The following is a 10453-nucleotide window of genomic DNA, read 5'->3' as shown; positions in this document are numbered from 1 at the left end:
ACAAACCAATACAAGAAAATCATCCTGCATTTTTCTGGAACAAGGCTTGTTGCCGGGCCGAGATTGGGCGCATCATTGCGCGAACGCTCTGGGGGAATGCTCTTGTCCATGCTGCCGACCGCGCTGCTGTCGAAGTTGCGGCGCGATTTCCGGCTTTTGCCGCCCGATCTCTCGGCCTCGCTGCTGATGCTGGCGGCGATGTGCGTCTTCACCGCGACCGGCGTGTTGATCCGTGTGGCGGCCGAGATGCTGCCCATCGTCGTGATCCTGTTTATTCGCCAATTAATGTCGATGGCGATCATGGCGCCGCTGTTCTGGCGCCATCGCAGCGCCATCCTGCATCCGCAGGGCCTGCGCCTGCATCTGCTGCGCGGCTGTGCGGCGATCGTGGCGATGGTCTGCGGCAACACGGCCGTGATCTACATCCCGTTCGCCGACGTGACGGCGATCCAAATGTCCGAGGTGCTGTTCATCACGGCTCTCGCGGCGATTTTTCTCGGCGAAAAAGTGGGCTGGCGGCGCTGGACAGCAACGGCCGTCGGCTTCGCGGGCGTGGGCGTAATGCTGCAGCCTTTTTCGGGGCCGATCGAGTTCTACGCGCTGCTTGCCCTGGCGGGCTCGGCCGCAGGTGCGGTATCGGTCGCCACGCTGCGTTTCGGCTCGCGCTACGACACGGCCGAGACGGTGATCTTTTTCCAGAGCATCGTGCTGATCGCGTTTCTAGCACCGCTGGCCTGGTATTTCTGGGTTCCGCCCACGCTCAAAGCGCTCGCGGTCGTCGCCATCATGGCCGTGATGCTGTCGGCCGGCACGTGGCTGTTCACGACGGCGTTCCGCAGCGGTAAAGCCTCGTCGATCGCACCTTTGCAGTATGTGCGTCTGCTGCTGATGGCGGCCGTCGGCTACTTGCTCTACGACGAAACGCCGCGCCTCGCCACGATCGTGGGCTCGATCCTGATCGTCGGTGCGGCCCTCTACACGCTGCACCGCAACGCCGTGCGCCAATCGCCGATCCCGCCCGATCCGCGCCCCGATTGAGGGGATCTCACGCAGGCACGGGTTTCCAATTGTGGGTTTCGTGCTGCAGGTTGCGGCACCAGGCGTACAGCGCGTCGTAGACCGGCATGGCGGCGTCGAGCATCGCGTGGTCGTCCTCGGCATGCACCGCCGACAGGCCTAGCGAAATCGCGAGCAGGCCCGATGCTTGCGGTGCAAGTTCGAGATGCCCCGTATCGGCGCCGCGCACGATGGCCGCAAGCCGGTCGAGTGCGGCGTCGCGCAGCCCGAACACTTTTATGAAGGCATCGAACGAGCACAGATCGCCGTCGTGCGAAAACGGCTCGGCGCCCGGAATGTCGAAAGCGATGGCGTCGGTTTTCGCCGCGACGGCGAAAACGGCTTCGGTCGGCACGTACAAAAACGTCGCCAGCGGATCCACGAAGCGGCGCACGAGCCACGGGCACGCAATACGGTCGATCTTGGGCCGCGCACGCGTGATCCATTTGCCCGAATTGGGCGCCGACCGCTGCCGCGTCGGCAGGCCCTGCTCGCACCATTCGGCGATGCCGCCTTCGAGATAGGCGGCATCGCGACCGACGGCGCGCAGCGCTGCGGCCGCGTTCTGGCTCACCTCGTGGCCGTGCACGCAATAGACGACGACGGAACGGTTCGGCGGCACTTCGTGCATCCAGGCGTCGATCGTCTCGGGATCGCGGCGTACGGCACCGGCGATCAGCGCGTCGTCGGCCGCGTAGCGCGCCTCGCGGCGCACGTCGATCAGCAGCGGCCAGGTGGCCGTGCCAAGTCGGGCATAGAGAAATTGAGGCGCAAGAGCCGGGAGCGTTTCATCCATAGCGACACACCTCGGAAACCGAGTTGTGCAGAGCTTGGACGGTCTTGTCTCACGGGGGGCCTGCGGATCCCCCGAACGCGAAAAAGCCTACGCGGGCGTCGCCGCGCGCACAAGCGCGTTTTCGCCGTCGCTGCGCGTGCGGAAATTCGCCGTGACGCTGTTTCGGCTTTCAGCGCGTCGGCCGTCTAGGCGCGCGCCGACAGCGAACATTGCAGCGCTGCTTCGGGTTGTTCGGCTAGAACTCTTCGTCCCAGTCGGCATCGCGCTTGGGGGTCGGCTTTGTCGCCGCTTGATTGGGCGCTAGTTTGGGCGCGCGCGCCGTCGGTGCGGCGGCCTGCGGCTTTTCGGGTGCTGTCCCGTCGGTACGGAAGCTCGCCACCACGTCTACGAGTTGCGTCGATTGCTCGGCCAGCGACGCGGCCGAGGCCGAGCTTTCCTCGACAAGGGCGGCGTTCTGCTGCGTGGCGGCGTCGAGATCGGTGAGCGCCTTGTTGATTTCGGCGATGCTGCGCGCCTGCTCGCGGCTGCCCGCCGCGATTTCGGGGGCGATCTCGGCCACTTTGCGCACGATCGAGATGATGCTGGACAGCGCTTCGCCGGCCGCCCCTGCAAGCTGCACGCCCTGTCCCACTTCGCGCGTGCTCTCGGCGATCAGATCGCGGATCTGCTGCGAGGCTTGGCGCGAGCGGTCGGCAAGCGAGCGCACTTCCTGCGCGACCACGGCGAAGCCCTTGCCGGATTCGCCGGCGCGCGCGGCTTCGACCGCGGCGTTGAGGGCGAGAAGCTTGGTCTGGAACGAGATCTCTTCCATGACCTGGATGATCGCGGCGATGCGCGCGGACGAGGCTTCGATGCCGGACATGGCCGTGACCACGCTGGTGACGGCCCCGCCCCCGCCTTCGGCTTTCGCCAGCGCGTCGGCGGCCAGCACACGCGCCTGGTCGGAATTCTGCGCGTTGGTCGCAACGGTCGCCGAAATCTCGGCCATGGTCGCGACCGTCTGTTGCAAGGCGGATGCCTGCCGCTCGGTGCGCGAGGCAAGATCGTTGCTCCCTTGCGAGATCTCGCTTGCCGCCGCACGGATCGCATCGACCGACTCGGCGACGAGCACGGCCGTTTGCGCCAGATGCTGGGCCGTCTCGCGTTCCTTTGCCTGCAACATGCGCTGGGCCTGCGAGTTTTTGCGCAAAACCTCGATCGAGCGCGCAAGGCTGCCGATCTCGTCGGGCCGCGCGGTGCCGGCGATGGACACGTCGAGATCGCCCTCTGCAATGCGCATCGTGAGCGCGTTCGTCGCCACGATGTCGCGCGACACGCCGCGCACGACCCAGCCCATGGCGCCGAACAGCACGATCAGGCTGAGGCCCATGAGGATCGTGTGCAGATAGAAGGCGCGCGTGCTCTGCGCATAACGGGTATTGAGATTGGCGTCGATCAGCGTTCCAAGATTGCGCCATGCCTCGCTGAGGGCTGCAAGGAAGGCCTCTTCTTCGGCCACCATGGCGGCACCCACGGGGGGGCTGCGCATGGCGAAGAGATAGGCCGTCTCGAGCCTTTGGCCGCGTTCCTGCAGGGCGGCGACCACAGGCGCGCGGGCGCGCCAGCTGCGCCCGTCGGCCTCCGCGCGCACGGCGCGCGCGATGTTGCGCACGAGCCGACGCAAATTCTCGACGATCACGCCCTGCTGTTGGACGAGCCGGTCGAGCTGCACCTGAAGGTCTTCGGGGCTAGTGCCGGCCCGCCCGTCGAGCGTTTCGTCGAACGCGTAGGAGCGCCCGATCAAATAGGCGCGCGCCATCATCACGTTGGGATAGACCTCAAACTGGTTCGTGAAGGTCAGTACGAAATCGACGTCGGAATCGCCGAGGATGTTGAACGCGTCGGCGGCCGAAAAGGCAAGTTCGCGGTACTGCGCGAAGGTTGCCTCGTGGAATTCGATGATATTGGCGGCCGTTTGCGAGGGGCCGTGGCGCAAAGCAAGGATGCGCTCGACGGCCGCGCGGAAGCCGGGCGCTTCCGACGCGATGCCGAAGGCCGCACGGCTGCTGCGGTCGAGCGCTTCGAGCCGGTCGAGGGAACTGCGAACCGCATCTTTGGCGCGCGCGAGGCCCTCGTTGTCGGGGTTTGCCACGCCGCTGTTTTTGAGCATGTTGAGCTTGTGCCGGTAGACGGCCTCGCCCATCTCGCGCATCGGCGCCGAATAGGCGAGACCCGCCATGATCCGTCGCTCGCCCTCGAGCCCGCTGTAGGACTGCCAGGTCAGTATGCCGAACAAGGCCGTCGAGACGGCAGCGGCCGCAACGATGAGGCCGGTCAGTTTCGTCGCAATCTTCATCGCCGCTGTCCCGTTTCTTGCTTCAGACCAAATCGCCCAGAATATGCACGACGCGCGCTTTGAGCGCTTCGAGCGACACGGGCTTCACCACGTAGCCGTTGACGCCCGCCTGCACGACCGAGGTTACGGTCTGCTTGTCGGCATTGCCCGTCACCATGATGACTGGAATGCGCTTGAGAACCGGGTGCCCGCGCATGGTCTTGAGCAGATCGAGGCCCGAACCGCCGTCCATGTTGAAATCGGAGATCACGAGATTGAACGGCTTTTCGCCGAGCAGCTTGGCGGCTTGGCTGCCACTCTCGGCTTCGTCGATGCTCTCGAAGCCGAGTTTGCGCAAGTAGCTGCGGATGAGGCCGCGCATGCTCGCTTGGTCGTCGACCACGAGTACGCGCAGGCTGCGGGCGTTGGTGGGCATCGTACTAGCGTCCTCCTGCATTGACGGTGGCGCCGGCGGCCAGCATGGCGCCGGCGATGCGCGACAGCGGCAGTACGGCGGCCGCTGCGTCGAGTTCGACCGCAACTCTAGGCATACCATAGACGACGGAAGTTGCTGCGTCTTGCGCGATCGTAAGGGCGCCGGCTTCGCGCATCAGCTTCAAGCCCGCCGCTCCGTCGCGGCCCATGCCGGTCAAGATCACCCCGACCGTGCGATTGCCGAGTTGGGCCATCGAGCGGAACAGATGGTCGACCGACGGCACATGGCCGCTTTCGGCTGGACCCTCGGTCACGCGGCACACGAGTTTGCCGCCCGTCTCGCGCGCCAGCGCCAGATGCCGCCCGCCTGGGCCGATATAGACGCAGCCCGGCAGAATGGCCGCCCCGTCCTGCGCTTCGACCACTTTGAGCGGCAGGATCGCGTCGAGGCGGGCTGCAAAACGTCCGGTAAAATTGCCGGGCATGTGCTGCACCACGAGGATGCCGGGTGCGCCGGGCGGTACGGCCGACAGCACTTCGCCCAGCGCTTCGACCCCGCCTGTCGACGCACCGATGGCGATCGCGTCGAGATGGCTTGGGGTGGCCGAGCCGTCAGATGCCGCGGCGGCGGCTTGGGCGGACACTGCGGCGGGGCGGCGCGCCGTGCCGGCGCCGCGCACGCGCGCGGTTGCGGCCATTTTGACCTTGCTGCAGATCGCTTCTTTGAGGGCGCCGAAAGATTCGCTCAAACGCTGCGTGGGCTTGGCGACGTAGTCGACCGCGCCGAGCTCGAGGGCGCGCAAGGTCGTGTCTGCCCCCTCCTGCGTCAGGGTCGAGATCATCACGACCGGCATCGGGCGCAGGCGCATGATCTTCTCGAGAAACTCGATGCCGCTCATGTGCGGCATTTCCACGTCGAGTGTGATCACGTCGGGATTGAGCGCTTTGATTTTTTCGCGCGCCACGAGCGGATCGGGGGCCGTCCCGACAACTTCGATTTCCGGGTCGGCCGAGAGGATGCCGGTCAGCATCTCGCGCACGAGGGCCGAGTCGTCGACGATCATCACGCGTACGCGCTTGGGCTTTGGTGCTTCAGAGTCGGACATAGCTGCTGGGAACCTCAAGACGTGCAAGCGGCAACGCGGCGTCGCGCGCGATTTCGGAATGGCCGAGGCACAATATGCCCCCGACCGACAAAAGACCCGCAAGACGTGCCACGACTTTGGTTTGGTCGGCGGGGGCAAGATAGATCAGCATGTTGCGGCAGAAGATCGCGTCGAACGGGCCTTTCATGGGCCAGTCGGCGCCGATCAGATTGTGCGGCTTGAAGCGCACGAGATCGCGCATGGAAGGCGCCACCGCAAAGCGCCCGTCGGCCTTTTCCTCCAGATAGGGTTTGGCGAAGCCGGGCAGGTGGCGCACGTCTTCCGGGCCGAACAGGCCTGCCTCGGCGGCGGCGAGCACGCTGCGGTCGATGTCGGTCGCAAGGATGCGCGTATCGTCCGCCACTTGCCCGTTGCCCAAATGCAGGAGCAGCATCGCCATCGAATAGGGCTCTTGGCCGGCCGCACATGCCGCCGACCAAAGGCGAAAGCGCGTCTGGCCCGCCGCACGCCCGGCGCGCACATGGCGCGACAGAAGTTTGAAATGGTGGACCTCGCGGAAGAAGTGCGAATGGTTGGTGGTCAAAAGCTCGACCACGCGGTTCCATTCCTCGGCCGTCGGCTCGGCGAGCAGGCGCCGATAGTCGGCGAACTGCGCGCAGCCCAATTCGCGCATGCGCGGCGCCAAGCGCCGCACGACCAGGGCCGCTTTGCTCGCCGCCAGCACGATGCCGGTGCGCACGCGCAATTCGCTCGCGAAAAACGCCATGTCGTCGGGCGTGAATTCGGGAACGGCGAGCGTTGCGGACGGCGGCAGGGAAAGCGCGTTCATATCGGCGCGGATGCTCCCGCCGATTCGTCGGCCATCTGCAGCGCGCCGTCGGGCAGCGTTTCCTGCACCAGTCGGTCGACGTCGGTCACGCCCAGAATGCGCGCTTCGACGAACACGACGCCGCGCATGAACGGCGTGGCGTCGCCGCCCTCGATGCGCGGGATCGGCGCCATGTCGGCGGTACGCGCATTGACGATGTCGGTCACCGAATCGACGAGCAGGCCGACCGAGCGCCCGTCGTCCGAGCGCACGATGACTACGACATGGCGCGCCGCCGCCTTCGTAAGCCCGCGCCCGAGCCGTGCGGCCACGTCGTAGATCGGCACGATTTCGCCGCGGATATTGACGATGCCGCGCACGAACTCAGGCGTGTGCGGCACGGACGTGGGTTCCGACCAGGTGCGGAACTCGACGACCTTTTCGATCGGGATCAGAAACGTGTCGGGACCCACCTCGAAGGACACGAACTGGGTTTCGGGCGCTTCGCTCACGACGGCGGTTTTGCGTGGTTGCTCCATCGGCGGCTCCCTCAGGCTTCTGTCGGTTCGTTGGCGGATTCGAGACGGCGGCGGCGGGCACTCGCACTGCCGAGCGACGGTGGATCGAGGATCAGGGCAGGCCTGCCGTCGCCCAGGATCGTCGCCCCCGAAATGCCAGCCACTTTGCGGAAATTCTTTTCGAGGCTTTTGACCACGACCGGCTCCTGGCCGATCAGATCGTCGACCTGCAAGGCCAGCATCTCGCCCTGCGCCGCGCGCACAACCACGAGGATGCAGCGCGTGGGATCGTCGATCGCGCCGGCCACGCCGAACTCTTCGCCAAGGCTCAAGATGCGCAGCATGGCGCCGCGCCAAGCAAGCATCGCGCGGCCGCGATCAAGGCGCACGATCGCGGCCTCCGCCGGGCGCAGACTTTCCACGATATCGCCGATGGGAACGAGATAGTTCTGGCGGCCGACGAGCATTGCCATCGCGTCGAGCACGGCCAGCGACAGCGGCAGATACAGCGAAAACACCGTGCCCTTGCCGGGCCGCGAGGACAGCGCCACGCGCCCGCTCATCTCGCCGATCGTGGCGCGTACGGCATCCATGCCCACGCCGCGCCCCGACACGGAGGTGACCGTGTCGGCGGTCGAGAAGCCGGGCAGGAAAATCAGCTCGTCGATTTCTTCGTCCGACAAAGCGGCCCCTTGCGCGACGAGCCCGCGCTCGATCGCCTTGGCGAGCACGCGTTCGCGATTGACGCCCGCACCGTCGTCGGCCAATTCGATCACGACCTGGCTGCCGCGCTGCTCGGCGCGCAAGCGCAGCTGGCCGACCGGGTCTTTGCCGGCCGCCTCGCGCTTCTCGGGCGATTCGATGCCGTGGTCGATCGAATTGCGGATGAGGTGCGTAAGCGGCTCGCTGAGCCGCTCGACCACCGTCTTGTCGATTTCAGTCGCTTCGCCCTCGACCACGAGCCGCACGCGTTTGCCGGTATTCTTTTCGAGGTCGCGCACGATGGCGCCGAAGCGCGAAAAAACGACCTTGAGCGGCTGCGCGCGGATCGCCGTCGCGGCGTCGGCCAAGTCGCGGATGTGCTGCGACATGTCGTCGAGGGCGCGGAACAGCGGCCGGTAGGTCTCGGGATCGAGCGAGGCGGCTTGGCGCGCGAGAAACGCCTGCGTGATGATGAGCTCGCCCACCATGTTGCCGAGCCGCTCGAGCTTGGGCACGTCCACGCGCACGGTCGCAACGGGCTTGTCGCGTTTGGCTTCGGCGGCAGGCGCTGTGGCAGGAGCTGCCGGGGCGGGGGCGGGCTTTGCCGCGACCGTTGCCGGTGCGGCGCTCGCGTCCGGCTGCGGGGCTTCCGATGCGGGCGCTGGCTCCGGCGCCGACGCTGCGGCAGGCGCTTCGATCTCGAACTGCGCCAGATCGTCGATCATCTCGCGCACTTCGTCGATGTCGGCGAAGGGAGCTGCCGTTTCGAGCGTCAGGTTCCAGCGATAATGGCAAACCTCGGGATCGAGATTGGCGAAGGCGGGAAGAGCGCTTGCGTCGATCTCGGCGCTGAGATCGCCCATGGCTTTAAGGGCGGCGAAGATACGTAGCGGATCGAGCCCGGCTTTGATGAAATTCGGGCCCGGAGCGAAGCGAATGCGATAGGTCGCCGTCGCTGCGGCCGGTTCTTCGACGGCCGGTGCGGCATTGGCAAAGGCCGCCATCGGATCGAAATCGGCCCCTGCTTCCTCCGCCGGCTCGTCGTCGAGCCCGGCGGCTGCGCGCAATGCCGCAAAAGTGGCGGCATAGCGCTCGGCCGGGGCCGGCGTGCCGTTCTGCGATTCGTCGACGAGCAGGCGCAGCATGTCGACGCCGTCGAACAGCAGATCGACCGCTGCCGCATCGAGGGCGGCTTTGCCCTTGCGCAGCAGATCCATGAAGGATTCGAACGCATGCGCGAATTTGGCGAGCCGGTCCATGCCGAAAGCGCCGGCCCCGCCTTTGATCGAATGCACGGCGCGGAACAGCGCGTTGATCGCCGCGTCCGACGCCGCATTTTTCAGCGTTTCGACCGATTGCTCCGCACTCGCGAGCAGCTCCTCGCATTCGAGGAAAAAGATGCGCTGCAGATCTTCTTCTTCGCTGCTCATGCGTCCATCACAAGGCGCTGCATGAGGGCGGAATAGAGGCCGATATCTTCGTAGGCCGCGCACAGCGCATCGGACGGATCGGCGAAACCGAAGCGCAGATCGTGGGCTGCGAACGCCACGCTTGCCGCTTCGATGAGCTGGATCACCGCGACGGACGGTTCGGCCACGTCGCTCGCGTCAAGCACCAGGGGCGTGCGCGCATCGAGGCGTGCTGCTAGCTCGGGCTTGAGTGCGTCGGCCGCCGCTGCATCGCACGTGGCGGGCAAACGCAGCCGTTCGATCGGTGCGGGCGAATTCATGCGAAATCCTAGCGCGTTTCTCGACCCGCCTTTTATAGACGAAGCGGTGCAGGAGCGCATAGGCCATTCGGCGGTACCGCACCCCCTTGGGCCCCGCGTCGGGCGGCTCTATATTGCGCGGCGATTCGCGATCCCCCCTGTTCCGCCCCCCCGGAGCCGCCATGACCGATACAGCGCTTTCTACCCCCGTTCCCGAACCCACGTTTCGCGCTCGTTTGCGTCGCTGGGTCGAGTCGGCCCCCGTCCAGCGCGCTGTCATGGCGCTGATCGTGCTCAACGCGATCACGCTGGGCCTCGAAACTTCGGATACCGTCACGGACGCGATCGGCGGCGTGCTGTCGGTTCTCGACACCGCGATCCTCGCGGTCTTCACGGTCGAAATCGCTTTGCGCATCTTTGCGCACGGGCTGCGCTTTTTCCGCGGCGGTTGGAACTGGTTCGACTTGATCGTCGTTGCGATCGCTCTCGTTCCAGCGTCGGGGCCGCTGTCGGTCTTGCGTGCCTTGCGCGTGTTGCGCGTGCTGCGGCTCATCTCGATCGTGCCGTCGATGCGCTCGATCGTCGAAGCGCTGCTGCGTTCGCTGCCGGGCATGTCGGCGATCATGGCCCTGCTGATGCTCGTGTTCTACGTGTTCGCGGTGATGGGCACCAAATTGTTCGGCGATACCCAGCCCGAGCAGTTCGGCACGCTGGGGGCGACGTTCCTCACGCTGTTCCAGCTGATGACGCTCGACGGCTGGTCGGGGGAGATCGTCAAACCCGCACTGGAAGACCATCCGGCGGCGATGCTGTATTTCCTGCCGTTCATTCTGGTGTCGACGTTCGTGGTGCTGAACCTGTTCATTGCCCTCATCGTCGATTCGATGACGCGCCTGCACGCCGAAAACGCCGCCGATCAGCCCGACCCGCAGGCAGCGCTCGCCGCCCAGATCGAAGCGCTGGCGGGCGAAGTGCGCGCCCTGCGCGAAAAGCTGGCGGCGAAGGACTAA

The 10453-nt window shown here is 66.0% G+C and carries 11 protein-coding genes; 2 read left to right on the top strand and 9 right to left on the bottom strand.

Annotated elements, in window-relative coordinates; translation table 11 throughout:
- Window positions 1-108: 108 nt before the first annotated feature.
- Window positions 109-1038 (top strand): DMT family transporter, encoded by a 930-nt coding sequence (locus tag O9320_06850; protein ID MCZ8310552.1) that lies wholly within the window; start codon window positions 109-111, stop codon window positions 1036-1038.
- Between the two features lie 7 nt (window positions 1039-1045).
- Here O9320_06850 and O9320_06845 read toward each other — a convergent pair whose 3' ends face one another.
- The 9 genes from O9320_06845 to O9320_06805 form a co-directional block, all read right to left on the bottom strand.
- Window positions 1046-1852: a chromate resistance protein gene (locus O9320_06845; protein ID MCZ8310551.1), complete on the bottom strand. Its 807-nt coding sequence runs from the start codon at window positions 1850-1852 to the stop codon at window positions 1046-1048.
- Between the two features lie 87 nt (window positions 1853-1939).
- Entirely contained in the window at window positions 1940-2062 is a 123-nt protein-coding gene (locus tag O9320_06840) for a hypothetical protein (protein ID MCZ8310550.1), read from the bottom strand.
- Between the two features lie 25 nt (window positions 2063-2087).
- Window positions 2088-4187: a methyl-accepting chemotaxis protein gene (locus tag O9320_06835; GenBank protein ID MCZ8310549.1), complete on the bottom strand. Its 2100-nt coding sequence runs from the start codon at window positions 4185-4187 to the stop codon at window positions 2088-2090.
- Window positions 4188-4209: 22 nt separating this feature from the next.
- Window positions 4210-4602 (bottom strand): response regulator, encoded by a 393-nt coding sequence (locus O9320_06830; protein ID MCZ8310548.1) that lies wholly within the window; start codon window positions 4600-4602, stop codon window positions 4210-4212.
- Between the two features lie 4 nt (window positions 4603-4606).
- Window positions 4607-5707, bottom strand: coding sequence for a chemotaxis response regulator protein-glutamate methylesterase (locus tag O9320_06825; protein ID MCZ8310547.1), 1101 nt, complete (start codon window positions 5705-5707; stop codon window positions 4607-4609).
- On the bottom strand, window positions 5694-6536 hold the full coding sequence (locus O9320_06820; GenBank protein MCZ8310546.1) for a protein-glutamate O-methyltransferase CheR: 843 nt from the start codon (window positions 6534-6536) through the stop codon (window positions 5694-5696). Before O9320_06820 ends, O9320_06825 begins: the two co-directional genes overlap by 14 nt.
- Window positions 6533-7054 carry a chemotaxis protein CheW gene (locus O9320_06815; protein MCZ8310545.1) on the bottom strand — a complete coding sequence of 174 codons (522 nt, stop codon included), beginning with the start codon at window positions 7052-7054 and terminating at the stop codon, window positions 6533-6535. Before O9320_06815 ends, O9320_06820 begins: the two co-directional genes overlap by 4 nt.
- An 11-nt stretch (window positions 7055-7065) precedes the next feature.
- Complete coding sequence (locus O9320_06810; protein ID MCZ8310544.1) at window positions 7066-9165, bottom strand: chemotaxis protein CheA; 2100 nt, start codon at window positions 9163-9165, stop codon at window positions 7066-7068.
- Window positions 9162-9464 carry an STAS domain-containing protein gene (locus tag O9320_06805; protein MCZ8310543.1) on the bottom strand — a complete coding sequence of 101 codons (303 nt, stop codon included), beginning with the start codon at window positions 9462-9464 and terminating at the stop codon, window positions 9162-9164. The genes O9320_06810 and O9320_06805 overlap by 4 nt, the downstream gene beginning before the upstream one ends.
- 161 nt (window positions 9465-9625) lie before the next feature.
- Between O9320_06805 and O9320_06800 the strand changes: the two genes are divergently transcribed.
- Window positions 9626-10453 carry an ion transporter gene (locus tag O9320_06800; GenBank protein ID MCZ8310542.1) on the top strand — a complete coding sequence of 276 codons (828 nt, stop codon included), beginning with the start codon at window positions 9626-9628 and terminating at the stop codon, window positions 10451-10453.

It is taken from the genome of Magnetospirillum sp. (assembly GCA_027532905.1).
In the GTDB taxonomy this organism is placed as follows: Bacteria; Pseudomonadota; Alphaproteobacteria; order CACIAM-22H2; family CACIAM-22H2; genus Tagaea.
Note: the sequence above shows the minus strand (reverse complement) of the source record. Positions and strands in the feature narration are given on the sequence as shown.